The following is a 25069-nucleotide window of genomic DNA, read 5'->3' as shown; positions in this document are numbered from 1 at the left end:
GATTACTTACCAGCCTTTCCGGCCTTGCGACGAACGACCTCGCCGGCGTAGCGCACGCCCTTGCCCTTGTACGGCTCGGGCTTGCGGATCTTGCGGATGTTCGCGGCGACCTCGCCGACGGCCTGCTTGTCGATCCCGGCCACGGTGAGGCGGTTGTTGCCCTCGACCGTGAACGTGATGCCGGCCGGCGGCTCCACGGTCACCGGGTGCGAGAAGCCGAGCGCGAACTCGACGGCCGCACCCTTCTGCACGACGCGGTAACCGGTGCCGACGATCTCCAGGCCCTTGGAGTAGCCCTGGGTGACGCCGATGATCTGGTTGTTGATGAGGGTGCGGGTGAGGCCGTGCAGCGAACGCGACTCGCGCTCGTCGTCCGGACGGGTCACGAGGACCTGGTTCTCCTCGAGCTTGACCTCGATCGGGTTCGCGACGGTGAGGCTCAGCTCACCCTTCGGACCCTTGACGGTGACGGCCTGGCCGTCGATCTTCACATCGACCCCGGCGGGGACGTCGATGGGCAGTCTTCCAATACGCGACATGGCGGATTACCACACGTAGGCGAGGACTTCCCCACCCACGCCCTTCTTCTCAGCCTGACGGTCCGTGAGCAGACCGGAGGAGGTGGACAGGATGGCGATGCCGAGGCCGCCGAGCACCGTGGGGAGCTCCGTGGACTTCGCGTAGACGCGGAGGCCGGGCTTCGACACGCGCTTGATACCGGCGATGGAACGCTCGCGGTCCGGACCGAACTTGAGGTTCAGGGTCAGGGTCTTGCCGACGCGGGCGTCGGTGACCTCCCAGCCGGAGATGTAGCCCTCGTTGGTGAGGATCTCGGCGATGTGGGCCTTGAGCTTCGAGTGCGGCATCGACACGGTGTCGTGGTGAGCCGAGTTCGCGTTGCGCAGTCTGGTCAGCATGTCTGCGACCGGATCTGTCATGGTCATTTCGGTGTTTCCTTTGGTCACCAGGTTTCGTTCAGCCGTTACACGACTGACGACCTGTGGTGGAAGCGGGCCGGCCAGGCCGGCCGGCCCGCAGGTGGGCCTAGTTGGCCGCGTCGCTCGAACGGAACGGGAAGCCGAGCTGCTTCAGCAGCGCGCGGCCCTCGTCGTCGTTCTTGGCAGTGGTCACCACGGTGATGTCCATGCCGCGGACGCGGTCGATGCGGTCCTGGTTGATCTCGTGGAACATCGACTGCTCCGTGAGACCGAACGTGTAGTTGCCGTTCCCGTCGAACTGCTTGTCGCTGAGGCCGCGGAAGTCGCGGATACGCGGAAGCGCGAGGGAGAGCAGGCGGTCGAGGAACTCCCACATGCGGTCGCCGCGCAGCGTGACGTGCGCACCGATCGGCTGGCCCTCGCGCAGTTTGAACTGCGCGATGGACTTGCGGGCCTTGGTGACCTGAGGCTTCTGGCCGGTGATCAGGGTGAGGTCGTTGACCGCACCGTCGATCACCTTGCCGTCACGAGCCGCCTCGCCGACACCCATGTTGACGACGATCTTCACCAGACCGGGCACCTGGTGCACGTTGGTGAAGCCGAAGTCCCCCTGGAGCTGCTTGGAGATCTCGTTCTTGTACTTCTGCTTCAGGCGCGGCTGGATTTTGCCAGCAGCGGTTGCAGTGTCGGTCATTACAGGTCCTTACCAGACTTCTTGGCGTAACGAACGCGGACCGTCTTGGTGACGCCGTCCTTCGTGACGCTCTCTTCGCGGAAGCCGACGCGGGTCGGCTTCTTGCTCTCGGGGTCGACCAGCGCCACGTTCGAGACGTGGATCGGGGCCTCGTGGGTCTCGATGCCGCCGGTCTTCGTGCCACGCTGCGTCTGGCCGACGCGCACGTGCTTGGTCACGAAGTTGACGCCCTCGACGATGACGCGGTTCTGCTCGACGAGAACCTCGATGACGCGACCCTGCTTGCCACGGTCACCACCGCGGGCCTGCGAGCGGCCCGAGATGACCTGGACCAGGTCGCCCTTCTTGATGTTCGCCATGGGTTACAGCACCTCCGGTGCGAGCGAGATGATCTTCATGAACTTCTTGTCGCGGAGCTCGCGGCCGACCGGTCCGAAGATGCGCGTGCCGCGGGGGTCACCGTCGTTCTTCAGGATGACGGCGGCGTTCTCGTCGAACTTGATGTAGGAGCCGTCCGGGCGGCGGGTGTTCTTGCGAACACGCACGACGACCGCCTTGACGACGTCGCCCTTCTTGACGTTCCCACCCGGGATCGCGTCCTTGACCGTGGCGACGATGACGTCGCCGAGGCCGGCGTAGCGACGGCTGGAGCCGCCGAGCACGCGGATCGCGAGGAGCTCCTTGGCGCCGGTGTTGTCGGCGACCTTGAGTCGGGATTCCTGCTGGATCACTTGGCCTTCTCCAGAATCTCAACCAGGCGCCAGCGCTTGCTGGCGCTCAGGGGACGGGTCTCGTTGATGAGAACGAGGTCGCCGATGCCGGCGGTGTTGTTCTCGTCGTGCGCCTTCACCTTGGAGGTGCGGCGGATGACCTTGCCGTACAGGGGGTGCTTCACGCGGTCCTCGACCTCGACGACGATGGTCTTGTCCATCTTGTCGCTGACGACGTAACCGCGACGGGCCTTGCGGTACCCGCGGACGAGGGCCTCGCCGGCCGCCGACTCCGCGGCCGCGGCCTTGGTGGTCTCAGCCATTACTTGGCCTCCTCATTCGTGGTGTCGACCTCGGCCTCGGCGGCCGGGGCCGCCTTCTTGGCGCGGGTCTTCTTCTTCTCGGCCGGCGCGGCCTCGGCCGGGGCCGGGGTCGCCCGGATCCCGAGCTCGCGCTCGCGGATCACGGTGTAGATACGAGCGATGTCACGCTTCACGGCGCGCAGGCGGCCGTGGCTCTCGAGCTGGCCGGTGGCCGACTGGAAGCGCAGGTTGAACAGCTCTTCCTTGGCCTTCTTCAGCTCGTCGACGAGACGCTCGTCTTCGAAAGTGTCGAGCTCGCTCGAGGCAAGCTCCTTGGAACCGATCGCCATTATGCGTCGCCCTCCTCGCGCTTGATGATGCGTGCCTTGAGGGGCAGCTTGTGGATTGCACGGGTCATGGCCTCGCGAGCGAGTTCCTCGGAGACTCCCGAGACCTCGAAGAGGACGCGACCCGGCTTGACGTTCGCGACCCACCACTCGGGCGAACCCTTACCGGAACCCATTCGGGTCTCGGCCGGCTTCTTCGTGAGCGGACGGTCGGGGTAGATGTTGATCCACACCTTGCCGCCACGCTTGATGTGACGCGTCATGGCGATACGAGCGGACTCGATCTGACGGTTGGTCACGTAAGCGGGCGTCAGGGCCTGGATGCCGAACTCGCCGAAGGAGACCTTCGTGCCACCGGTCGCCTGGCCGCTACGGCCGGGGTGGTGCTGCTTGCGGTGCTTGACTCTGCGTGGGATCAACATGGTTATGCCTCAACTCCTGCTGCGGCCGGCGCGGCCGTGGTCTCGGGGGCGTTGCCCCGGCCACCGCGACGCGGACGGTCGTTGCGCTCGCGGGACGGCTTGACGTTCGCCTGCTCGCGAGCCAGTTCCTTGTTCGTGATGTCGCCCTTGTAGATCCACACCTTCACACCGATGCGACCGAAGGTGGTCTTGGCCTCGTAGAAGCCGTAGTCGATGTTGGCGCGGAGCGTGTGCAGCGGCACACGACCCTCGCGGTAGAACTCGGAGCGGCTCATCTCGGCGCCGCCGAGACGGCCGGACACCTGGATGCGGACACCCTTGGCGCCGGCGCGCTGCGCGCCCTGCAGGCCCTTGCGCATCGCGCGGCGGAAGGCCACACGGGCGGAGAGCTGCTCGGCGATGCCCTGCGCGACGAGCTGGGCGTCGGCCTCGGGGTTCTTCACCTCGAGGATGTTCAGCTGGATCTGCTTGCCGGTGAGCTTCTCGAGGTCGGCGCGGATGCGCTCGGCCTCGGCGCCACGACGACCGATCACGATGCCCGGGCGGGCGGTGTGGATGTCGACGCGGACGCGGTCACGGGTGCGCTCGATCTCGATGCGCGAGACTCCCGCGCGGTCGAGCGAGGTCTGCAGCAGGCGGCGGATCTTGACGTCCTCGGCGAGGTAGTCGCTGTACTTCTGACCCGGCTTGGTGCTGTCCGAGAACCAGCGCGACACGTGGTCGGTGGTGATGCCCAGACGGAAGCCGTAGGGATTGACTTTCTGGCCCATTACTTGCTCGCCTTCTTCACGGTGCTGGCCTTCTTCGCTGGCTGAGCGTCCACGACCTCATCCGGCGTCGCGAGGACGATCGTGATGTGGCTGGTGCGCTTGTTGATCCGGAAGGCCCGGCCCTGTGCGCGCGGCTGGAACCGCTTGAGGGTGGTTCCCTCGTCCACGAAGGCGCGGCTCACGTACAGGTCCTGCTCGTCCAGGTAGGTGTTGCTCTGGTCGGCCTTGACCCGCGCGTTGGCGATGGCCGAGGCGACGAGCTTGTAGACAGGCTCGCTCGCGCTCTGGGGCGCGAACTTCAGGATGGCCAGGGCCTCCTGGGCCTGCTTGCCGCGGATCAGGTTGACGACGCGGCGGGCCTTCATGGGGGTGACGCGGATGTGTCGCACGCGGGCGATCGACTCCACCATTTCTCTCCTCCTTTCGCCTCCGCGTTAGCGGCGGCGACCCTTCTTGTCGTCCTTCACGTGACCGCGGAAGGTACGGGTCGGCGCGAACTCGCCGAGCTTGTGACCGACCATGGTCTCGGTGACGAACACCGGGATGTGCTTGCGACCGTCGTGCACCGCGATGGTGTGACCCAGCATGGCGGGGACGATCATCGAGCGGCGCGACCAGGTCTTGATCACGTTCTTGCTGTTGGCCTCGTTCGCGGCGACCACCTTGCGAAACAGGTGCTCGTCGACGAAGGGGCCCTTCTTGAGACTGCGTGGCATCTTCTCGAACTCCTACTTGCGCTTCTTGCCGGCGTTACGGCGGCGGACGATGAGCTTGTCGCTTTCCTTGTTGGGGTGGCGCGTACGGCCTTCCTTCTGACCCCACGGGCTGACCGGGTGGCGACCACCGGAGGTCTTGCCCTCACCACCACCGTGCGGGTGGTCGATCGGGTTCATCGCGACACCGCGGACGGTCGGGCGGACGCCCTTCCAGCGCATGCGGCCGGCCTTGCCCCAGTTGATGTTCGACTGCTCGGCGTTGCCGACCTCGCCGATCGTGGCGCGGCAGCGCGCGTCGACGTTGCGGACCTCGCCCGAGGGGAGGCGCAGCTGGGCGTAGGGGCCGTCCTTCGCGACGAGGCGCACCGACGAACCGGCCGAACGGGCGATCTTGGCGCCGCCGCCCGGCTTCAGCTCGATCGCGTGCACGACGGTACCGGTCGGGATGTTGCGCAGCGGCAGGTTGTTGCCCGGCTTGATGTCCGCGCCGGCACCCGACTCCACGACGTCGCCCTGCTTGAGGCCGGCCGGCGCGAGGATGTAGCGCTTGGTGCCGTCCACGAAGTGGAGCAGCGCGATACGAGCGGTGCGGTTGGGGTCGTACTCGATGTGAGCGACCTTGGCGTTGACGCCGTCCTTGTCGTTGCGACGGAAGTCGATCACGCGGTACTGGCGCTTGTGGCCACCACCGATGTGACGGGTCGTGATGCGGCCCTGGTTGTTGCGGCCACCGCTCTTCGACAGCGGACGGAGAAGGGACTTCTCCGGCGTCGAGCGGGTGATCTCGGCGAAGTCGGCGACCGAGGAGCCGCGACGACCGGGGGTCGTGGGCTTGTAGTTACGAATTGCCATGTCTGTCTTCCTCTAGTCCTTCGCTCAGCCGACGGCCGTGAAGATGTCGATGGAACCGGACTTCAGCGTGACGATGGCGCGCTTGGTGTCCTTGCGCTTGCCGATGCCGAAGCGGGTGCGGCGGGTCTTGCCCTGACGGTTCAGGGTGTTCACCGAAGCGACCTCGACCTTGAAGATCGACTCGATCGCGAGCTTGATCTCGGTCTTGTTCGAGCGGGGGTCGACGACGAAGGTGTACTTGCCCTCGTCGATCAGGCCGTAGCTCTTCTCGGAGACCACCGGGGCGATGATGATGTCGCGCGGGTCCTTGTTGACGGCCATTACGCATCCACCTCTTCCTTGTTGCTCGCAGTGTTCGTCTTGGAGGCGATGAAGCCCTCGAGCGCGGCCTGCGAGAAGACGATGTCGTCGCTCACCAGGACGTCGTAGGCGTTCAGCTGGTCGAAGGTCAGCACGTGCACCGAGGGGACGTTGCGGACGCTCTTGAAGGCCAGCTCGTCGTCGCGCTCCAGCACGACGAGGACGTGCTTCGAGGTCGCGATGCCGCTCAGCAGGTCGACGACGGCCTTGGTCGAGGGCGCGTCACCGGAGGTGAAGGCCTGGACGGCGTGGAGACGGGCGCCGCGAGCGCGGTCCGAGAGAGCGCCGAGCAGAGCAGCGGCGATCATCTTCTTCGGGGTGCGCTGCGCGTAGCTGCGCGGCGTCGGGCCGTGGACGATGCCACCACCGGTCATCTGCGGGGCGCGGATGGAACCCTGGCGGGCGCGACCGGTGCCCTTCTGCTTGAACGGCTTGCGGCCGGCGCCGGAGACCTCGCCACGACCCTTGGTCTTGTGCGTGCCCTGGCGTGCCGCGGCGAGCTGCGCCGTGACGACCTGGTGGATCAGCGGGATGTTGGTCTGAACGTCGAACAGGGCCTCGGGAAGCTCGATGGAGCCGGCCTTCTTGCCCTTGAGGTCGACGACGTCAATCGAGGTAGCCATGTGCTTAGGCCCCCTTCACTGCGTTGCGGACGAAAACGATGCGGCCACGAGCGCCGGGAACGGCACCCTTGACCAGCAGCAGGCCCTTCTCGGCGTCGATGCCCTGCACCTTGAGGTTCAGGACGGTGACGCGCTCGCCACCCATGCGACCGGCCATGCGCATGCCCTTGAAGACACGGCTGGGGGTCGAGGAGGCGCCGATGGAGCCCGGCTTGCGGTGGTTGCGGTGCGCACCGTGCGAAGCGGAGACGCCCTGGAAGTTGTGGCGCTTCATGACACCGGCGAAGCCCTTGCCCTTCGAGGTGCCCACGACGTCGACCAGCTGGCCGATCTCGAAGGTGCCGTCGACGGTGAGCTCCTGGCCGGCCGCGTACTCGGCGGCGTCGGCGGTGCGGACCTCGGTGAGGTGACGACGCGGGGTGACACCCGCCTTGTCGAAGTGACCGGCGGACGGCTTGTTGACCTTGCGCGGGTCGATCTGGCCGTAGGCGATCTGGACGGCGTTGTAGCCGTCGGCCTCGGGGGTGCGGACCTGGGTCACGACGTTCGGCGTGATCTCGATGACCGTGACGGGGATGAGCTTGTTGTTCTCGTCCCAGACCTGGGTCATGCCGAGCTTCTTGCCGAGGAGACCCTTGGAGGTCTTGGTGTCGTGCGCTGCGCTGTTGGAGTTAGGCATGGTGACACTCCCCCTTAGAGCTTGATCTCGATGTTGACGTCGGCGGGCAGGTCGAGACGCATGAGCGAGTCGACGGCCTTCGGCGTCGGGTCGATGATGTCGATCAGCCGCTTGTGCGTGCGCATCTCGAAGTGCTCGCGGCTGTCCTTGTACTTGTGGGGCGAACGGATGACGACCACCACGTTCTTCTCGGTGGGAAGGGGCACCGGGCCGACGACGGTCGCGCCTGCACGGGTCACCGTGTCGACGATCTTGCGCGCCGAGGTGTCGATGACCTCGTGGTCATACGACTTAAGCCGGATGCGGATCTTCTGTCCCGCCATGTCTGACTCTCTCTCTTGTTATGGCGTCGTACGAGACGGCTCTCTCGAGTCGTTCTTCGCATTGGACGCGGTGCGACGTACGCGTGGGGAACGCCACTATTCTTCTGTCAACTCACCCGAGCCGGCCGGTTCGTGGCACAGGGGTAACCCCTGGCCTCTACGGTGGTCTGATTGAGCGTGTCCTGCTGCCTGCGGCCTAACCATCGGTCGCTTCTGCGACGGGTTATGCACTGCCTGGCAGTGATCCGGTCGGCGGGCGCACCTGCGCACACGTTCCGAAATGTTGAACTAGACAAGTTTGCCAGATCGCGGCCAATGCTGCAACCCGGGCGTGTCGCGCCGGCGTGGCGCGCTCCGCGCTGTGGAGAAGCGGGTTCTCCACGGAAGCGTCGACTCGGCGTCGCGCTCGCGAGCCAGACGCGATGCTCGGGGCATGAGCATCTCAGCGGGCGTAAGTACTTCATCGACCCTCCGTCGACTTCACGAGAAGGCCGTCGAGCCCGGCCGCGCCGCCAATGCAGACCTCATCGCTCGTCACAGGAGCCGCGACGACCTCCTGGAGCGGATGCGCATGTACGCGCGGCGAAGGGTGAATGCGCCGGTGTTCTGCCAGTCGTCCGCCCTCTTGATTCACGGGTTGCCTCTGCTGGGCACATCGCCGACCGCGATTCACGTGCTGGCCCGTGCGGCGCGAGACGACCATGAACACGGGATCGTGACCCACGCCCGTCGCGACGACGCCCCTGTGGTGGAGATTCGCGGTTTGCTCGTCACAACGCTGGCCCACACCGTTGTGGACGTCGCAGCGAGCGCCTCCCTGATGGACGGAGTCGTCGTCGCAGATGCCGCACTGGCAGGCCGAGGCCGGCCTGGACGGATGCCGCGGATCTCACGTGACGACCTGGCGCATGCGGCCCGTTCGCTCGCCGGCGGCGCCTCAGGACGGGCACGGGCACAGGTCGTCGCCCGGTTCGCCGACGGGCGTGCGGAGTCGCCGTTGGAGTCCGTGAGCAGGGTGAGCATGGGACTCGCCGGCGCCCCAACGCCCGAGCTTCAGCTGGAGGTGGAGGACCTGCTCGGCTTCCGTGCGCGCGTGGATTTCGCGTGGCCCGACCTAGGCCTCGTCGGCGAGGCTGACGGTGCGGTCAAGTACCGTCAGCCCGCAATGCGGCGTGAACGGAGTTCGGCGGACATTGTCTCAGCGCACGCCGAGCGGCAGAGACTCATCGAGTCGATGGGTCTGCGAGTCGTTCGATGGGGGTGGCCGACCGGTACCCGCCCCGATCGCATGAGCGCCATCCTCACAGCGGCGGGCGTCACGCTTTCGCCTCGCTGCACCATTGACGGCGTCGACGAGCCGGCCGTTCGCGGGACAGACCTGAGGATGCAAAGAGGCCAATGACGTTTGCCGTGCTGACAACTCCTACGTCGGCCGGACATAAGGGAGCGGGGCCGGCTCTGCCGACCCCGCTCGAGTGGCGCCTCGCGCCGCCACTCAGCTGATGTGTCCACGACCGCTACGCGGCCCCCGAACTTCCGTTGCGAGAACCTGTCAGCGACGTGGGCTGGTTTGCGAGGCCGTGGGTATCCATAGGCACTCCTCTCATCGACGGAACCGTTCGGTTGATACGGTGCGTCAATTCTGCGACGGAGATGCCGCCGGGTAAAGCCCCGGTGAACACAAAAGAGGGCCGGGCCCGAAGGCCCGACCCTCTCCAAGCGAGGTCGCGAGGACTTACTTGTTGATCTTCGTGACGGTACCGGCGCCCACGGTGCGGCCACCCTCACGGATGGCGAAGCCGAGGCCCTCCTCCATGGCGATCGGCTGGATCAGCTCGACCGACATGTCGGTGGTGTCGCCGGGCATGACCATCTCGGTGCCCTCGGGCAGCGAGATGACGCCGGTGACGTCGGTGGTGCGGAAGTAGAACTGCGGACGGTAGTTCGTGTAGAAGGGGTTGTGACGGCCACCCTCATCCTTGGACAGGATGTAGGCGGTTCCCTCGAAGTTGGTGTGAGGGGTCACAGAACCCGGCTTCGCGACGACCTGGCCGCGCTCCACGTCCTCGCGCTTGGTGCCGCGGAGGAGCAGACCACAGTTCTCGCCGGCCCACGCCTCGTCGAGCTGCTTGTGGAACATCTCGATACCGGTGACCGTGGTCTTCTGCGTCGGGCGGATGCCGACGATCTCGACCTCGGAGTTGATGGCGAGGGTGCCGCGCTCGGCGCGACCGGTGACGACGGTGCCACGACCGGTGATCGTGAAGACGTCCTCGATCGGCATCAGGAACGGCTTGTCCTTGTCGCGCACCGGGTCCGGGATGGACTCGTCGACGGCCTCCATGAGGTCGAGGATGGACTGCGTCCACTTCTCGTCGCCCTCGAGAGCCTTCAGGCCCGAGACGCGGACGACCGGAGCGTTGTCGCCGTCGAAGTCCTGGCTGGAGAGCAGCTCACGGACCTCGAGCTCGACGAGCTCCAGGATCTCCTCGTCGTCGACCATGTCGGACTTGTTCAGCGCGACGAGCAGGTACGGAACGCCGACCTGCTTGGCGAGCAGAACGTGCTCACGGGTCTGAGCCATCGGGCCGTCGGTGGCGGCGACCACGAGGATCGCGCCGTCCATCTGAGCAGCACCGGTGATCATGTTCTTGATGTAGTCGGCGTGACCCGGGGCGTCAACGTGCGCGTAGTGGCGCTTCGGCGTCTCGTACTCGACGTGCGAGATGTTGATCGTGATACCACGCTGACGCTCTTCCGGAGCCGAGTCGATCGACGCGAAGTCGCGCTGAACGTTGGTCGCCGACGGGTACTTGTCAGCAAGCACCTTGGAGATCGCCGCGGTGAGCGTCGTCTTGCCGTGGTCGACGTGACCGATGGTTCCGATGTTGACGTGCGGCTTAGTCCGCTCGAACTTGGCCTTAGCCACTGTGGGTCCTCCTCAGGACTCTCGTGCAGGTCCCTCGGTCGACGGATTTCGACCGGTGGGATCTGCGGATTGGTTTCTTATGTTACGGGATGTTGCCTGGGGTGAGCGACCGAGGTCACTCGCCCTTGCTCTTCTGGACGATCTCGTCGGCCACAGCCTTCGGGACCTCCGCGTAGCTGTCGAACTGCATCGAGTACACCGCGCGGCCCGAGGTCTTCGACCGCAGGTCGCCGATGTATCCGAACATCTCGGACAGCGGAACGTTGGCACGCACCACCTTGACACCGCTGGCGTCCTCCATGGACTGGATCTGCCCACGACGGGAGTTCAGGTCGCCGATCACGTCGCCCATGTACTCCTCCGGCGTACGCACCTCGACCGCCATGAGCGGCTCGAGGAGCACCGGGTTCGCCTTCCGAGCGGCCTCCTTGTAGGCCATCGAGCCGGCGATCTTGAACGCCATCTCCGAGGAGTCGACGTCGTGCGAGGCACCGTCGACGAGCGTCGCCTTGACGCCCACCGTCGGGAAGCCGGCGAGAACGCCGACCTGCATCGCGTCCTGGATGCCCGCATCCACCGAGGGGATGTACTCGCGCGGGACGCGACCGCCGGTGACGGCGTTCACGAACTCGTACGAGGTCTCCGGGGTGACCTCCATGGGCTCCAGGCTGATCTGCACCTTTGCGAACTGACCGGAACCACCGGTCTGCTTCTTGTGGGTGTAGTCGTACTTCTCCACCGTGCGGCGGATGGTCTCGCGGTAGGCCACCTGGGGCTTTCCGACGTTCGCCTCGACGTTGAACTCGCGCTTCATGCGGTCGACGAGGATGTCGAGGTGGAGCTCGCCCATGCCCTTGATGACGGTCTGGCCGGTCTCCTGGTTCTGCTCGGTGCGGAACGTCGGGTCCTCTTCGGCCAGCTTCTGGATCGCGGTGCCCAGCTTCTCCTGGTCGGCCTTGGTCTTCGGCTCGATGGCGACCTCGATCACCGGCTCCGGGAAGGTCATCGACTCGAGCACGACCTGGTTGTCCGGGTCGCTCAGGGTGTCACCGGTGGTGGTGTCCTTGAGGCCGATCACCGCGTAGATGTTGCCGGCGGTGACGAAGTCGACCGGGTTCTCCTTGTTGGCGTGCATCTGGAAGATCTTGCCGATGCGCTCCTTCTTGCCCTTGGTCGAGTTGACGACCTGGGCACCGGAGTCGATGCGGCCCGAGTACACGCGGACGTAGGTCAGACGACCGAAGAACGGGTGCACGGCGACCTTGAAGGCCAGCGCCGAGAAGGGCTCGGTCGCGTCGGCGTGACGCATGATGACCTGCTCCTCGTCGCGCGGGTTGTGCGCCTCGATGGCGGGCACGTCGAGCGGCGACGGGAGGTAGTCGATCACGGCGTCGAGCATCGGCTGGACGCCGCGGTTCTTGAACGCCGAACCGCAGAGGACCGGGTAGATCTCGTTGTTGACGGTGAGCTTGCGGATCGCGGCCTTGATCTCGGGGACCGTGATCTCCTCGCCGCCGAAGAACTTCTCGAGCAGCGCGTCGTCGCTCTCGGCGACGGTCTCGATCAGCTTCGCGCGGTACTCCTCGGCCTTGGCCTGGAGGTCGGCGGGGATCTCCTGGACCTCGTACTTGGCGCCCATGGTCACATCGCCCTTGGCGTCGCCCGGCCAGACCAGCGCGCGCATCTCGATGAGGTCGACGACACCGACGAAGTCGGACTCGGAACCGATCGGGAGCTGCATCACCAGCGGCTTGGCGCCGAGGCGGGAGATGATGGTGTCGACCGTGAAGTAGAAGTCGGCGCCCAGCTTGTCCATCTTGTTGACGAAGCAGATGCGCGGGACGTTGTACTTGTCGGCCTGGCGCCACACGGTCTCCGACTGGGGCTCCACGCCCTCCTTCGCGTCGAAGACGGCGACCGCGCCGTCGAGCACGCGGAGCGAGCGCTCCACCTCGACGGTGAAGTCGACGTGTCCGGGCGTGTCGATGATGTTGATCTGGTTCTTGTTCCAGAAGCAGGTCACGGCCGCGGACGTGATGGTGATGCCGCGCTCCTTCTCCTGCTCCATCCAGTCGGTGGTCGAGGCGCCGTCGTGCGTCTCGCCGATCTTGTGGTTGACGCCCGTGTAGAACAGGATGCGCTCGGTCGTGGTGGTCTTGCCGGCATCGATGTGGGCCATGATGCCGATGTTGCGGACCTTGTTCAGGTCAGTGAGCACGTCCTGTGCCACAGGGTTCCTCCGAAAAGTTGAAAGTGGAAGGTGTGCCGTCCGGGCGCGGCACCTTTGAGTACAACGCCCGGACGGCCAGATTTATTACCAGCGGTAGTGAGCGAAGGCCTTGTTCGACTCGGCCATCTTGTGCGTGTCCTCACGGCGCTTCACGGCGGCGCCGAGGCCGTTCGAGGCGTCGAGGATCTCGTTGGTGAGACGCTCGGTCATCGTCTTCTCGCGACGGCCCTTGGCGTAGCTGGTGAGCCAGCGGAGCGCGAGGGTGTTGGCGCGGTGCGGCTTGACCTCGACCGGCACCTGGTAGGTCGAGCCACCGACACGGCGGGAGCGGACCTCGAGGGTCGGACGGATGTTGTCGAGCGCCTTCTTGAGCGTGGTGACAGCATCCTGGCCGGACTTGGTGGCGACGCCCTCGAGCGCGTCGTAGACGATGCGCTCGGCGAGGCCCTTCTTGCCGTCGAGGAGGATCTTGTTGACGAGCTGGCTGACGACCGGGGACCCGTAGACCGGGTCGGCGACGACGGGGCGCTTCGGAGCGGGACCCTTGCGAGGCATTACTTCTTCTCCATCTTCGCGCCGTAACGGCTACGAGCCTGCTTGCGGTTCTTCACGGCCTGGGTGTCCAGGGCGCCGCGGACGATCTTGTAGCGGACGCCGGGAAGGTCCTTCACACGGCCGCCACGGACGAGCACCATGGAGTGCTCCTGCAGGTTGTGGCCCTCACCGGGGATGTAAGCGGTGACCTCGGTCCCGTTCGACAGCTTCACACGGGCGACCTTGCGGAGCGCCGAGTTCGGCTTCTTGGGGGTGGTGGTGTAGACACGGGTGCACACGCCGCGCTGCTGGGGGTTGGCCTTCAGGGCGGGGGCCTTGGTCTTGGTGACCTTCGGCGTCCGTCCCTTGCGGACCAACTGCTGAATGGTTGGCACTGAACTTCTCCTTATATGGACTGCACGGTGACAGTTGTCGCTTATTCCCCAGCAGCCACCCGCCCGCTTCGCACGCATTCGGCTCGCGGATGAGAAGGCACTGGGGGAATCGGCCGACAGGCGTTGTCCGCCGGCCGATATGCCGTGGGGGCGGGGGTTCCGTGCGGTCTCCCTGCCCATCGGATGAGTACGTGCCAGCCCGCTCGACCTGCGCCCGGAAGTGGGCACGAGACAAGCGCGCGACAGAGCGCACACCCGATAAATACTATCCGGTGGCCTCCTGGCGGTCAAATGGCGGAGGGCCGCCGACGCCCCTGTCCGCGCACGGCGAAACCCCGCGTCAGCCCTGCGTCGTGCCGTCGTCGAGCACCGGCGTGAAGACCGCGCCGTCGGGCCCGAACGTGACGACCCCGGAGTACTGGAAGGCGAACGGCTCGGTGGACACCTCGCCGGTGGCGCCGTCCGAGGGACGGGTCGCGGTGCCGCTGGCCTCGAGCCGCCCGTCGTCGCCCAGGACCAGCCAGCCGCCGTGCGCCCACGCCGGGTCCACGCTGACGACGGGCCGCGCATCCAGAGTCCAGTGCACGTCGCCGACGACCGCGCCGTCGTCCGTGGCCGCGTCGACGACGAACGGGCATCCGGCGGGCGCCGTCGAAGTCGAGGCCAGGCAGGCGTCGAGCCACGCCTCCACCGCCGCGCGCGCCGCGGTGTCGCCGTCGGACGAGAGCTGCGCCGAGAAGGTCACCCTGTGCGTCCGGTCGGCCGGCGTGGAGGCGACATCCGCATCCCAGATGCGGTACTCGCTGCTGGGCGACGAGAAGGCCACCGGATAGCTGCCGGGGAGCGCGCGGAGCGTCACGGTTGCGCCCGGGGTCTGCTCCTTCGGCCGGATGCCGGCGATCGAGTAGGTCAGGCCGTCCGGCGCGTGGACCGCGAACGACACGGTGTCGGCGGCGACCGGCCGCATCCGCCAGAGCGGGACGCCGGGCAGGCCGCCGGTGCGCTCGAACGTGAAGGTGCGGTGCTGCGTGCGGTCGCCGAGGGAGACGGTCGCCGCCACCGTCGTCCGGCCCGAGCGGGTCACCGGCCGGGAGATCGTGAAGGACGCGATCCGGTCGCCGGCCTTCGCGTAGGCGGCGTCGGTCAGCAGGATGTCGGCGGCGGAGTGACGGATGCCCGCGATGCGCATGGCCTGCTCGGCCCTGCCGTGCTGCAGCGCGGTCAGATAGCGGGCGACCAGGGCGCGGGGCTGGTCCTGCGCCATCCCGATGGTCGCGACGGACATCACAGCGCCCGCGACCGTCGCCAGCACCGCGGCGGCGGCGCCGACCCACAGCGCGGTGAGGCTCCCCCGGCTCATGGACCCCACAGCGGTCAGCCCTGCCCCGAGTCGTCGCCGAAGGACGGGCGGAACACCGCGCCGTCGCCGGTGAAGGTGACCTCGCCTGCGTACGAGAAGGGGATCTGCTCGGTCGTCACCTGGGCGGTCGCGCCGTCGGCCAGGCGCGTCAGGGTGGCCGTCGCCTGGACGGCCCCTCCGTCGCCGCGGACGGCGAAGCCGCCGTCGGTCCACGCGGTGTCGACCGTCACCTCAGGTCGCGCGTCCAGCGTCCAGCGGAAGTCGCTGGCGCGGACGCCGTTCACCGTCTCGTCCTTGACCAGGAACGGGCAGTTCACGGGAGCCGCGTCCTGGGTGGCGAGGCACGCGTCCAGCCAGGAGTCGACGGCCTTCTGGGCGTCCGCGCTTCCCGCACTGGAGAGCTGGGCCGCGAAGACGGTCGGGGTGACCGTGCTGCCGACCGGGTGGGAGAGCGCGACCCCGCCGCTGACGGTGTAGTCGGCGTCCGGCGACGTGACCGCGACCGGATAGCTGCCCGGCAGTGCGCGCAGGCGAACGTCCGACGTACCGGCGTGCGGCCTGGCCCCGGCCACGGTGAACGTCAGCCCGGTCGGTCCGTCGACCTCGACCTCCACGGTGTCGGGCGTCACGGAGGCCAGCCTCCACAGCGGGAGGAAGGGGAGGCCGCCGGCCCGCACGACGCGGAACGTGCGGTGGTAGGGGCGATCGCCCTGCTGCACCGTCGCATCCACCGTCGTGATGCCGCCGCGCGTGGTGGGACGCGCCAGCGTGAAAGAGGTGATCCGGTCGGTGGCGCGGCGGTACGCGGCGTCGGTGAGCAGGATGTCGCCGGACTTCGCGGTGATGCCGCCGAGCGCCATCGCCTCGCGAGCACGACCGTGCTCGAGCGCGGTCAGGTAGCGGGCCACCACGCTGCGCGGCATGTCCTGGGCCGCGGCGATCGTCGACGCCGAGAAGAACGCGCCGACCGCGGTGCACAGCACCGCCAGGGCGGCGAGCGCCCACCAGTACCAGCGCACCCGGATCCGACTCGCCGGTGCCTCGACGGACTGCTCGCTCACGGTTCCCCCTTCGACCAGGAGCCAGCCTAGGGGCCGCGCACAGCAGAGCGCGGGCACCCGTTCGGGGTACCCGCGCTCGAGACGGTCGCCGGAGCGGTCAGCCGCCGATGCCCTTGGCGAGCTCGCTGTCGACGTTCTGCAGTGCGTCCGCCGCCTTGGTGAGGAACTGCGACATCCCGTCGAGGCCGTTCACCGCGTCGGTGGTGCCCTTGGTGAACTGCTCGTAGGAGCTGTGGAAGGCGCCCGACGCCTGGTCGGTGACGAAGCCGCCGTTGACGAGCCCGTTCACCAGGTTCTGGAGCTCATGCAGCTTCGCGGTGATGTCGTCCTTGCCCGCGATCAGGCGGTTGGCGGCATCGGTCATCTCGCCGTACGTGACGTTCATGTTGGCCATGACGGTCCTTATCCCTTCGTGTTCGAAAGAGGCCGTACCCCCGGGGCCGACCAGCTACGTCCACCTAACCAGGCGGGCCGGATGGACGGAATGGGGAGCACTCCCCATGCACGCGGGTTCTGCCCCGCCGGGCCAGCGGGATAGCCTGGCAGCCATGCCGTCGTACAGCCCGATGAAGCCGAACGCGAACTCCGCGGCCGCCCGCGCCCGGCTCCCCCGCTCGGACCGGGCGGCGACGCCGCCGTCGGCCGCCGAGCGGGCGTTGCGTCCGGTCGGCTACCTGCTGGTCGCCCTGGTGTGGACGGTGCTCGGCGCGATCGTCCTGCTCCTCCCCGCCGCGCTGCCCTTCGCACTGTGGAGCACGAACCCGGACTTCAGCACGCAGGAGTTCCTGACCGGCGGCGATGTCGTCCCGACCGTCCTGTTCCTCGTGTTCGCCGCCGTGGTGCTGGTGCCGCTGCTCGGCTACGCGTACGTCGCCCTGCCGCTCGCCGCCGTGCCGCTCGCCGTGCTGGCCTGGACCTACGTGGGCCGGAGCCTGCTCCCGCGCTACTCGGGCGAGCGGCTGTCGAGCACAGGATGGTCGCGCAACGTCATCGGGCCGCCGACGCTCGGACCCACGGCGCTGTCGCTGCTGCCGGTGCGCCTCACCCCGTGGACCCGGTTCTGGACCGAGCTGATGCTGCTCGGGTGGCGGCCGGGCCGACGCATCCTGTACGCGGGCATCCCGTACGGGCTCGCCTCGTTCCTGGCAGCCGGCTGGCTGTTCTGGCCGCTCGGCGTGGTGGGCGTCGCCGTGTGGGCGATCGTGACGGGCGCGCTGGTGGCCCTCTCCGTGGCGCTCGTGGTGCGGGCGTACCGCGCGCGGGTCAGCGGGCGGCGGCCGGCGCCCCGAGCGGTGCCCGGAAGCTGATCGAGTCGATCATCGCGTCGAACAGCTCGAGGTAGAGGTCGGGAGCCGCCGCCATCGGCGCGTTGACGCGCGCGTGGACGAGCCGCTCCCCTCCCGGCACGGCGAAGCGGTAGTCGGCGACCAGCTCGGGCGCGGTCTCCTCCTCGTAGGTGCTCGTCCGCACCGTCGACCGGCGGCGCACGGGGCCGAAGGAGAAGTCGAGTGCCTCGTCATCCGGGAAGCAGCGCGCGAGGTGCACGGCCGGGTCGGCACCCGGCTCCGGCCGCGTCGGCCACTCCTCCCGCGACAGCACGATGGAGGCCGGGAAGGGCACGCCGGGAAGGATCTCGAGCGAGAGGGCCAGCGCGAAGGCGGTGCTGCCGTTGGCCAGGGCGACCAGCCGCTCCAGCTCGCTCTTCGCGGTGCGCCGCACGCGGGCCAGCCGGTCCGCACGACCGACGCGGTCGGCGACCAGGCGCTGGATGCGGCGGGCCGCCGCCTCGTCGTCGTGCAGCGGGATCATGACCCACGTGCCGGGGAAGACGATGGTGAGCTCGTCGTCGAGCGTGGTCAGGCGCGGATCGGTCATGCGAACTCCCCCAGGGTGACGCGCAGCGAGTCGGCGATGGCCTGGGTGTCCTCGACCATGTCGGCGAAACCGCCGACGAACGCGGAGCGGAACGCCAGCTGGACGGCCTGCGCCGAGCCGACCGGGAACAGCGCGAACACGACGCGCTGCTCCAGCAGGGCGTCGCCCGCGTCCTCGTCGGCGATGGCCGTCAGGTGGGTGAAGCCGACCAGCTCGCCCGTCGGATGCGGGGTGCGCCAGGAGCGGTAGCCGACGATCTCGTACCCCGGTTCGCGGTGGCCGCCCTCCGCATCCACCGCCGCCAGGTAGCTCTCGGGCGAGTCGTCGACCTCGAGCTGCAGGAGCTCCCAGGTCTGGAACGCGGTGAGGACACCCGCCGCGGGGACAGGGAGGTAGACCCGGGCGCGTGTGGCGCCGGTCGGGTCCTCCGCGTGCAGCAGCTGCTGGAGCGCCCGCAAGCGCTCGGCGAGCTCACCGGCGAGGGCGCCGGCGTCGAGGGAGGCGATCAGCCGCTCCGGCCAGTCCTCGCTGCCGTGCTCGCTCAGCAGCTCGACGTCGTACCAGCCCTCCGGCGCGTCGAACGCGATGTCGACGATGTCCTGCGAACGCAGCGTCATCTCCGGTCCCCTCCTCAGCCGTTGTGACTCTTGTAGGTGGGAGCGTACGTGTCGGCTTTGCCGAGCACGAACTTCTGCAGGTCAACACTCGGCAGCTGCGGCAGGTCGGTGTGGTTGCGGCCGCCGTCGAGCTTGTTGACGACCAGGTCGACCTTGCCCGGCAGGTTCACCAGCTCGACGCCCTTGTTGTAGAGCGCGGAGCCCTGGTGGTAGGCCGCGACCACGGTGAGCGGGTTCAGCTCCCGCGCCTTCACGTCGTGCGTGACGGCGCGGACCACGTTCTGGTCGACGCCCAGGAGGGCGCGCATCGCCTTGGCCCGGTCGGCGCCGTTCGCGACCAGGGCCTGGTACGCCTCGCGCTGCGCCGCCGCCGAGTCGCCGGCCGCCTTCCAGATGTTGAGATCCTTCGCCGGATTCTCGAAGAGCTTCTTGGTCGCCGACTTCATCAGGCGCTTGCCGATCTGCGCCTTCAGCATGGCATTCGGGCTGGTGTGCACGCCCCCGACCGTCCGGGGGACGCGGGCCAGCGCCTTGATCCGCGCCGCCTTGCCCAGGAAGCTGAAGATGCGTCCGCCGAAGACACTGAGGACGACGGTCACGGCGGCGCCGAGGATGTCGAGGAAGCTGCCCTCGCCGTTCGCGAACTTCACCACCGCATCCACCAGCTTGATGATGGAGGCGACGAGCGCGATCACCGCGAGCACCTGGCCGAGGATGGGGACCCAGGCGAAGAAGATCGCCAGGATTCCGGCGATGTCCCCGATGGTCTCGATGACATCCATCACCTTGTCCCAGAAGCCGGGGTTCTTGAGGCCGTGGTTGTGGTGGTCGACGACGTCGACGATGGCGTCGACCGCCTTCTCGGCGGCGCGGTTCTTGCGGTCGCGGGCGTCGTACCAGGCCTGGTGCGCCGCCTGGAGCGCGGCGTTCGCGGCGCGCGCTGCGTCGTCCGCCTGGTCGGCCGCCTTGCCCGCGGTGGACGCGTCCTCGGGCTTCGCCTTGTCGGCCGTGGTGTGCGCCGTCGTGGCGGCCTTGTGCGCGGCATCCGCGTCGCCCTGCTTCTGCTGGATGAGCGTGATCGCCTTCTCGGCGTCGTCCTGCGCGCCACGGAGCTCGCCGGCGTAGGTGAGGAGCGCGCTGGCGGTCTTGGAGTAGCGGTCCTTGGCCTTGTCGATGTCGTCGGCGGTGTCGCGCGACATCTCCTGCAGCTTGGACACGGCCTGGGACTTGTAGCCGTCAAGGTCGTGGATCTTCTTGAGCTCCTTCACGGAGCGCTGGATCGCCTCGCCGATCGACTGGTAGTGCCGGGCCTTCGCCTCCAGGACGTCCGGATCACCGGTCAGCGGCTGGAACTCCCGGTCGCTCACTTCTTCGCTCCGCTCTTGGTGTCGTCGAGGGCCTTCGCGAGGTCGCCGTCCACCTTGGTGAAGTTGTCGGCGACCGCGGCGATGACCTGCTGCACGTTCTTCACGTTCTCGGTCATGTCCTTGCGCTTCTCGTTCCACTTGTGGGCGAAGTCGCGGACGTGGCTGTGCAGGTCGTCGTGTCCCGTCGCGTCGGCGACCGAGTCGCTGAAGTCGTCGGCGTTCTGGAACTCGCGCACCACGGCGTCGAGGTCGTCGCGCAGTTGCACCAGCTCGTCCAGCTTGAGTACGAGATCGGACACTGTTCCTCCCCTGTCGGTCCACGGCGCCGGGTCCTCCGGTCATCCTGCCTTCAGCAACGTACCGGTGGTCCAGCGGGGAGGCGATGGGGAGCGGTCCCCATCCGCCCGTGCGAGCGGACTGGGTATGGTGCAGAGGTGCGACTGAAACTGACTCTCGCCCGGCCCTCCGGGAGCAGCGACGACATCGTCGTCACGGCGGACGCGGCCGCCAGCATCTCGGAGGTCGCGGCGACGATCGCACGGATCGACCCGCGGCGCACCGGCCCGGTCGCCGCACCGGGTGCGCTCACGCTGCGCGCCCAGCTGCCCGGACAGGCGGACCCGCTGGTGCTGCCGCCGGACGCCCCGGTCGGCGAGGCCTGGATCGGCAGCGGCGCGACGGTCGCGCTGGCAGACGCCGGACTGCACTACGCAGCTCCCGAGCTCGGCGACGTGCCCGTGGTCGCGACCCTGCGCATCCTGAGCGGGCCGCAGGCGGGCGCCTCGTTCCCGCTCCGCGCGGGCACCACCGTGCTCGGCCGCGACGCGTCGTGCGACATCGTGCTGGAGGACCCGCTGGTGTCGAAGCGGCACGTCCGCTTCGAGGCCGGCGACGGCGTCGAGGTCGTGGACCTCGGCTCGGCGAACGGCGTGGTGGTGGATGGCGGACTCGTGACCCGCTTCACGGTCCGCCGCACCGAGACCCTCCTGATCGGCGACACCGAGGTGGAGCTGGATGTGAAGGCGGCGTCGGAGCTCCCCGCGGCGACGCCGACCGCGGGCCCGGTGTTCTTCAACCGGTCGCCCCGGGTGGAGCGCCGCTACGCCGGGCAGGTCTTCCAGGCGCCGGACGTCCCGGGCGAGAAGGACGACCCGCCGTTCCCGCTGCTCGCGATGATCACGCCGCTGCTGCTGGGCGGCGCGATGTTCGCCCTGACCCACCAGCCGACGACGCTGCTGTTCGTGCTGCTGTCGCCGGTGATGCTCGTCGGCAACTACATCAGCGGCCGCACCCGCGGCAAGCGGAAGCTGAAGAAGCAGATCGCGCTGTTCGAGCAGCGGCTGGAGGCGCTCTCGACCAAGCTGGAGCAGGAGCGCCGCGTGGAGGTCGAGCTCCGCCAGGCCGAGACGCCCACCACCGCCGACGCCCTCTCGGAGGCGGTGCGCCGCGGCCCGCTGCTGTGGACGCGGCGCCCCGAGCACTGGTCGTTCCTCAACCTGCAGCTGGGCCGCGGTTCGATGCGGTCGCGCAACAGCGTCCAGGCCGTCGACCGGGCGGAGCTGATCGCGGAGTTCCAGGAGCGGCTGGACGCGGTCATCGCCGCGAACGAGCGTGTCGACGACGTTCCTGTGCTCGACAACCTGTACGAGTCGGGCGCTCTGGGCATCGCCGGACCCGCCGAGCTGATCGCCGGCTCCGTCAACTCGGTGCTCGTGCAGCTCACCGCCCTGCACTCCCCCGCCGAGCTGGCGGTCGCGGCGCTGGTCTCCCCACGCTGGTCGCGCGAACTCGGCTGGCTGAAGTGGATGCCGCACACGTCCTCCCCGCACAGCCCGCTGCCCGGCGCCCACCTCGCCGACAGCGCGTCGAGTGCGGCGGGCGTGCTGAGCGCGCTCGAGGGACTCGTGGAGGAGCGGCTGGCGGCCGCCCGCAGCGGCCCGCAGCGCCGCGGAGCCATGGAGCAGGAGCGCGCCGCGCTGGAACGCGGCGCCGACGTCGGACGATCGCAGACCGCCGAGGGCACGCCGTCCCCGGTTCCGGCGGTCGTCGTCGTCATCTCCGACGACGTCGCCGTCGACCGTGCGCGCATGGTGCAGCTGGCCGAGGCAGCGGCGGACGCGGGCGTCTTCCCGATCTGGGTCTCCGACGACGTGCATGCGCTCCCCGCCGTCTGCCGCACGTACCTCCAGCACACCGAGCAGCCGCACCGCGCCCGCGCCGGGTTCGTGCGGCTCGGCGAGACGGTGGACGACGTCGTCACCGAGCCGGTCAGCGCGGCCACCGCCCTCGATTACGCCAAACGGATGGCGCCCGTGATCGATGCCGGCGCACTCGTCGCCGACGCGAGCGACCTGCCGCGCTCGATCTCCCTCGTCACCCTGCTCGGCCACGAGCTGGCCGAGTCGTCGGACGCGGTGGTCGACCGCTGGCGGCAGAACGCCTCCATCCACGACCGCAGCTCGGGGGCCCGACCCGTGCGCCGCCGTCCCGGCACGCTGCGCGCGACCATCGGCTCCGCCGGTGTCGACGCCATGCACCTCGACCTTCGCACCCAGGGGCCGCACGCCCTCGTCGGCGGCACCACCGGCGCCGGGAAGAGCGAGTTCCTGCAGGCGTGGGTGCTCGGGATGGCTGCCGAGTACAGCCCGGATCGGGTCACCTTCCTGTTCGTGGACTACAAGGGCGGGTCCGCCTTCGCCGACTGCGTCAGCCTCCCGCACTGCGTCGGCCTGGTCACCGACCTCAGTCCGCACCTGGTGCGGCGGGCGCTGACCAGCCTGCGCGCCGAACTGCACCACCGCGAGCACCTGCTCAACCGCAAGAAGGCGAAGGACCTGCTCGAGCTGGAGAAGCGCGGCGACCCGGACAGCCCGCCCGCCCTGGTGCTCGTGATCGACGAGTTCGCGGCGCTGGTGGGAGAGGTCCCGGAGTTCGTGGACGGCGTGGTCGACATCGCGCAGCGCGGACGCTCGCTCGGCATCCACCTGATCATGGCGACGCAGCGGCCGGCCGGCGTCATCAAGGACAATCTGCGCGCCAACACCAACCTGCGCATCGCCCTGCGGATGGCGGACGAGTCCGACAGCCAGGACGTCGTCGGTGTGGCCGACGCCGCCCACTTCGACCCGGGCATCCCCGGCCGCGGCATGGCGAAGACCGGCCCCGGGCGGCTGGTCCGCTTCCAGTCGGCGTACGCGGGCGGCTGGACCACGCGCGAGCCGGAGCGGGCGGGCGTGGAGGTCGCCGAGCTGCGGTTCGGCGGCGAGGTGCGCTGGGAAGAAGAGCGCCCGGCGGAGGAGCCCGAACGCGACCTCGGTCCGACCGATCAGCAGCGGCTGGTGGCGTCGATCGTCCGCGCTCAGGCCGCTGCGCACATCCCGGCCCCGCGCCGGCCGTGGCTCGACGAGCTGGCGGCCGCCTACGACCTGGGGCTGCTGCGGCAGCGGACGGACGCGGAGCTGCTGCTCGGCGTCGCCGACATCCCGGACCGGCAGGAGCAGCGGCCCGTGTACTTCCAGCCCGATCTCGACGGCAACATCGCCGTCTACGGAACGGGTGGATCGGGCAAGTCGACGGTGCTGCGCACCCTGGCGTCGGCGGCGGCGATCACCCCGCGCGGCGGGCCGGTCCACGTCTACGGCCTCGACTTCGGGGCCGGCAGCCTGCGGATGCTCGAGAAGCTGCCGCACGTCGGCTCCATCATCCCGGGCGACGACCCCGAGCGGATCATCCGCCTGTTCCGGATGCTGAAGGAGACCCTCGAGGACCGCGGTCCGCGCTTCGCCGAGGCCAACGCCTCCAACATCACCGAGTACCGGTCGCTGACCGGGCGGCTGGACGAGCCGCGCATCCTGCTGCTGGTGGACGGCTTCCCCGGGTTCCGGGAGGACTTCGAGATCCCGGCCGGCCGCTCGCAGTGGTACGACGTGTTCCGCGACATCCTCGCCGACGGCCGCCGCCTCGGCATGCACGTCGCCCTCACCGGCGACCGCGCGGGCGCCGTGCCGACCGCCATCGGGTCCCTGGTCCAGCGGCGCGTGGTGCTGCGGCTGGCCGACGACGGCTACGGGATGCTCGACGTGCCCGGCGACATCCTCTCGCCCGCCTCCCCTCCCGGACGGGCGATCGTCGACGGCTACGAGACGCAGATCGCCGTGCTCGGCGGCTCGCGCGCCGTCGCGGACCAGTCGGAGGCGGTGCGCCGACTGGCCGAGGCGATGGAGCGGGCCGGCATCGCGCCCGCACCCGCCGTCGGTTCGATGCCGACCGAGCTGCTGCCCGCGACCCTCCCTGACAGCACGAACGGCCTCCCCGTGCTCGGCATCGGCGACCTCGACCTGGGGCCGCTCGGCTTCGAGCCGTCCGGGACGCTGCTGCTCGCGGGGCCGCCCGCCAGCGGTCGCACCACGGCCCTCGCCGCCATCGTGGAGGCCGTCGCCCGGTTCGACGCCGAGACGCGGCTCTACTACGTCGGAAGCGCGCGCTCGCCGCTCGCCGGCTCGGGGATGTGGACGGACCGCGCGCTCACCCCGTCCGACGCGGCGGAGCTCGCCAAGGACCTCGCCGTCGCCGTCGCGGACCCGGACACCGAGGGACGGATCGCCGTCTTCGTCGAGAGCATCGGCGACTTCCTGCAGACGCCCGCCGACTCGGCCATCGTCGAGCTGGTGCGCGCCGTGCGGCGCAGCGACCACCTGCTCGTGGCGGAGGCGGAGACCAGCGCGTGGGGGAGCTCCTGGCCGCTGCTCGGTGAGGTGAAGAACGGCCGCCGCGGCCTGCTGCTGCAGCCGGACTCGATCGAGGGCGACCTGCTGCTGAAGACGCCGCTGCCGCGGCTGAACCGGTCGGAGTTCCCTCCCGGGCGCGGGGTCCTCATCCAGAAGGGCGGCTTCACGCGCGTGCAGGTGCCGCTGGTGGATGCGTCGCTCCCGGCGCGGGTGCGGGTCTGACGGACTCTGCGCGCCG

General features: G+C 68.8%; 30 protein-coding genes. 3 read left to right on the top strand and 27 right to left on the bottom strand.

The features are described 5' to 3' along the window. Window positions 1-2 precede the first annotated feature (2 nt). The 16 genes from rplF to rpsJ all read right to left on the bottom strand — a co-directional run bounded on the left by rplF (window position 3) and on the right by rpsJ (window position 7736). The gene (gene rplF / locus ACTJI1_RS02715; RefSeq protein WP_310130948.1) at window positions 3-539 is read right to left on the bottom strand and encodes a 50S ribosomal protein L6; all 537 of its coding nucleotides are present in this window, start codon (window positions 537-539) and stop codon (window positions 3-5) included. A 6-nt stretch (window positions 540-545) separates the two neighbouring features. Continuing rightward, complete coding sequence (gene rpsH / locus ACTJI1_RS02710; protein WP_310130950.1) at window positions 546-944, bottom strand: 30S ribosomal protein S8; 399 nt, start codon at window positions 942-944, stop codon at window positions 546-548. A gap of 100 nt (window positions 945-1044) precedes the next feature. Then, window positions 1045-1632, bottom strand: coding sequence for a 50S ribosomal protein L5 (gene rplE, locus ACTJI1_RS02705; RefSeq protein ID WP_310130952.1), 588 nt, complete (start codon window positions 1630-1632; stop codon window positions 1045-1047). Further along, the gene (rplX, locus tag ACTJI1_RS02700; protein WP_090035914.1) at window positions 1632-1991 is read right to left on the bottom strand and encodes a 50S ribosomal protein L24; all 360 of its coding nucleotides are present in this window, start codon (window positions 1989-1991) and stop codon (window positions 1632-1634) included. Before rplX ends, rplE begins: the two co-directional genes overlap by 1 nt. Before the next feature lie 3 nt (window positions 1992-1994). Next, entirely contained in the window at window positions 1995-2363 is a 369-nt protein-coding gene (gene rplN, locus ACTJI1_RS02695; protein WP_018191958.1) for a 50S ribosomal protein L14, read from the bottom strand. Further along, window positions 2360-2665: a 30S ribosomal protein S17 gene (rpsQ, locus tag ACTJI1_RS02690; protein ID WP_310130954.1), complete on the bottom strand. Its 306-nt coding sequence runs from the start codon at window positions 2663-2665 to the stop codon at window positions 2360-2362. Before rpsQ ends, rplN begins: the two co-directional genes overlap by 4 nt. After that, a complete protein-coding gene (rpmC, locus tag ACTJI1_RS02685; protein ID WP_089908569.1) occupies window positions 2665-2994 on the bottom strand; it encodes a 50S ribosomal protein L29 in 330 nt (109 codons plus the stop codon). Before rpmC ends, rpsQ begins: the two co-directional genes overlap by 1 nt. Continuing rightward, the gene (gene rplP / locus ACTJI1_RS02680; protein WP_055894786.1) at window positions 2994-3413 is read right to left on the bottom strand and encodes a 50S ribosomal protein L16; all 420 of its coding nucleotides are present in this window, start codon (window positions 3411-3413) and stop codon (window positions 2994-2996) included. The genes rpmC and rplP overlap by 1 nt, the downstream gene beginning before the upstream one ends. Window positions 3414-3415: 2 nt before the next feature. Then, a complete protein-coding gene (gene rpsC, locus ACTJI1_RS02675; protein WP_310130955.1) occupies window positions 3416-4183 on the bottom strand; it encodes a 30S ribosomal protein S3 in 768 nt (255 codons plus the stop codon). Beyond that, the gene (gene rplV / locus ACTJI1_RS02670; protein ID WP_310130956.1) at window positions 4183-4593 is read right to left on the bottom strand and encodes a 50S ribosomal protein L22; all 411 of its coding nucleotides are present in this window, start codon (window positions 4591-4593) and stop codon (window positions 4183-4185) included. Before rplV ends, rpsC begins: the two co-directional genes overlap by 1 nt. A 24-nt stretch (window positions 4594-4617) precedes the next feature. Then, the gene (gene rpsS / locus ACTJI1_RS02665) at window positions 4618-4899 is read right to left on the bottom strand and encodes a 30S ribosomal protein S19 (RefSeq protein ID WP_018191964.1); all 282 of its coding nucleotides are present in this window, start codon (window positions 4897-4899) and stop codon (window positions 4618-4620) included. A 12-nt stretch (window positions 4900-4911) separates the two neighbouring features. Beyond that, window positions 4912-5751, bottom strand: coding sequence for a 50S ribosomal protein L2 (rplB, locus tag ACTJI1_RS02660; RefSeq protein ID WP_310130958.1), 840 nt, complete (start codon window positions 5749-5751; stop codon window positions 4912-4914). A gap of 24 nt (window positions 5752-5775) precedes the next feature. After that, entirely contained in the window at window positions 5776-6072 is a 297-nt protein-coding gene (rplW, locus tag ACTJI1_RS02655; protein WP_310130960.1) for a 50S ribosomal protein L23, read from the bottom strand. Then, window positions 6072-6734: a 50S ribosomal protein L4 gene (gene rplD, locus ACTJI1_RS02650; protein ID WP_310130962.1), complete on the bottom strand. Its 663-nt coding sequence runs from the start codon at window positions 6732-6734 to the stop codon at window positions 6072-6074. Before rplD ends, rplW begins: the two co-directional genes overlap by 1 nt. Window positions 6735-6738: 4 nt before the next feature. Continuing rightward, complete coding sequence (gene rplC, locus ACTJI1_RS02645; RefSeq protein ID WP_310130963.1) at window positions 6739-7413, bottom strand: 50S ribosomal protein L3; 675 nt, start codon at window positions 7411-7413, stop codon at window positions 6739-6741. Window positions 7414-7427: 14 nt separating this feature from the next. Further along, a complete protein-coding gene (gene rpsJ / locus ACTJI1_RS02640; protein ID WP_018191969.1) occupies window positions 7428-7736 on the bottom strand; it encodes a 30S ribosomal protein S10 in 309 nt (102 codons plus the stop codon). Window positions 7737-8169: 433 nt separating this feature from the next. Here rpsJ and ACTJI1_RS02635 point away from each other — a divergent pair, with 433 nt between their 5' ends. Further along, window positions 8170-9138 carry a hypothetical protein gene (locus tag ACTJI1_RS02635; protein ID WP_440741456.1) on the top strand — a complete coding sequence of 323 codons (969 nt, stop codon included), beginning with the start codon at window positions 8170-8172 and terminating at the stop codon, window positions 9136-9138. Window positions 9139-9471: 333 nt separating this feature from the next. On the opposite strand, the gene tuf is transcribed toward ACTJI1_RS02635, so the two are convergent. The 7 genes from tuf to ACTJI1_RS02600 all read right to left on the bottom strand — a co-directional run bounded on the left by tuf (window position 9472) and on the right by ACTJI1_RS02600 (window position 16639). Further along, on the bottom strand, window positions 9472-10665 hold the full coding sequence (tuf, locus tag ACTJI1_RS02630; protein WP_310130967.1) for an elongation factor Tu: 1194 nt from the start codon (window positions 10663-10665) through the stop codon (window positions 9472-9474). Between the two features lie 115 nt (window positions 10666-10780). Further along, complete coding sequence (gene fusA, locus ACTJI1_RS02625) at window positions 10781-12895, bottom strand: elongation factor G (protein WP_310130969.1); 2115 nt, start codon at window positions 12893-12895, stop codon at window positions 10781-10783. An 84-nt stretch (window positions 12896-12979) separates the two neighbouring features. After that, window positions 12980-13450 carry a 30S ribosomal protein S7 gene (gene rpsG / locus ACTJI1_RS02620; protein ID WP_089908555.1) on the bottom strand — a complete coding sequence of 157 codons (471 nt, stop codon included), beginning with the start codon at window positions 13448-13450 and terminating at the stop codon, window positions 12980-12982. Next, complete coding sequence (gene rpsL, locus ACTJI1_RS02615; protein ID WP_011186743.1) at window positions 13450-13824, bottom strand: 30S ribosomal protein S12; 375 nt, start codon at window positions 13822-13824, stop codon at window positions 13450-13452. Before rpsL ends, rpsG begins: the two co-directional genes overlap by 1 nt. Before the next feature lie 340 nt (window positions 13825-14164). Beyond that, window positions 14165-15184, bottom strand: a complete 1020-nt coding sequence (locus ACTJI1_RS02610; RefSeq protein WP_440741455.1) for a hypothetical protein — start codon at window positions 15182-15184, stop codon at window positions 14165-14167. Window positions 15185-15198: 14 nt separating this feature from the next. After that, entirely contained in the window at window positions 15199-16245 is a 1047-nt protein-coding gene (locus ACTJI1_RS02605) for a hypothetical protein (RefSeq protein ID WP_440741454.1), read from the bottom strand. Window positions 16246-16342: 97 nt separating this feature from the next. Continuing rightward, a complete protein-coding gene (locus ACTJI1_RS02600; RefSeq protein WP_158865633.1) occupies window positions 16343-16639 on the bottom strand; it encodes a WXG100 family type VII secretion target in 297 nt (98 codons plus the stop codon). A gap of 154 nt (window positions 16640-16793) precedes the next feature. Here ACTJI1_RS02600 and ACTJI1_RS02595 point away from each other — a divergent pair, with 154 nt between their 5' ends. Beyond that, entirely contained in the window at window positions 16794-17552 is a 759-nt protein-coding gene (locus tag ACTJI1_RS02595; protein WP_440741453.1) for a hypothetical protein, read from the top strand. On the opposite strand, the gene ACTJI1_RS02590 is transcribed toward ACTJI1_RS02595, so the two are convergent. From ACTJI1_RS02590 to ACTJI1_RS02575, 4 genes are read right to left on the bottom strand one after another with little or no spacing between them, the layout of a single operon-like run. Continuing rightward, window positions 17509-18120 carry a hypothetical protein gene (locus tag ACTJI1_RS02590; protein ID WP_440741452.1) on the bottom strand — a complete coding sequence of 204 codons (612 nt, stop codon included), beginning with the start codon at window positions 18118-18120 and terminating at the stop codon, window positions 17509-17511. The two genes, ACTJI1_RS02595 and ACTJI1_RS02590, sit on opposite strands and share 44 nt — an antisense overlap. Further along, window positions 18117-18737: a hypothetical protein gene (locus ACTJI1_RS02585; RefSeq protein ID WP_440741451.1), complete on the bottom strand. Its 621-nt coding sequence runs from the start codon at window positions 18735-18737 to the stop codon at window positions 18117-18119. The genes ACTJI1_RS02590 and ACTJI1_RS02585 overlap by 4 nt, the downstream gene beginning before the upstream one ends. Before the next feature lie 14 nt (window positions 18738-18751). Then, the gene (locus ACTJI1_RS02580) at window positions 18752-20104 is read right to left on the bottom strand and encodes a putative T7SS-secreted protein (RefSeq protein WP_440741450.1); all 1353 of its coding nucleotides are present in this window, start codon (window positions 20102-20104) and stop codon (window positions 18752-18754) included. Continuing rightward, entirely contained in the window at window positions 20101-20403 is a 303-nt protein-coding gene (locus ACTJI1_RS02575) for a hypothetical protein (RefSeq protein ID WP_310130984.1), read from the bottom strand. Before ACTJI1_RS02575 ends, ACTJI1_RS02580 begins: the two co-directional genes overlap by 4 nt. Window positions 20404-20538: 135 nt before the next feature. On the opposite strand from ACTJI1_RS02575, the gene ACTJI1_RS02570 reads away from it, so the two are divergent. Next, window positions 20539-25053: an FtsK/SpoIIIE domain-containing protein gene (locus ACTJI1_RS02570; protein WP_440741449.1), complete on the top strand. Its 4515-nt coding sequence runs from the start codon at window positions 20539-20541 to the stop codon at window positions 25051-25053. Window positions 25054-25069 lie beyond the last annotated feature (16 nt).

It is taken from the genome of Leifsonia sp. 22587 (assembly GCF_052044215.1).
In the GTDB taxonomy this organism is placed as follows: domain Bacteria; phylum Actinomycetota; class Actinomycetes; order Actinomycetales; family Microbacteriaceae; genus Leifsonia; species Leifsonia shinshuensis_C.
This window is presented reverse-complemented; position numbering and strand designations above follow the sequence as displayed.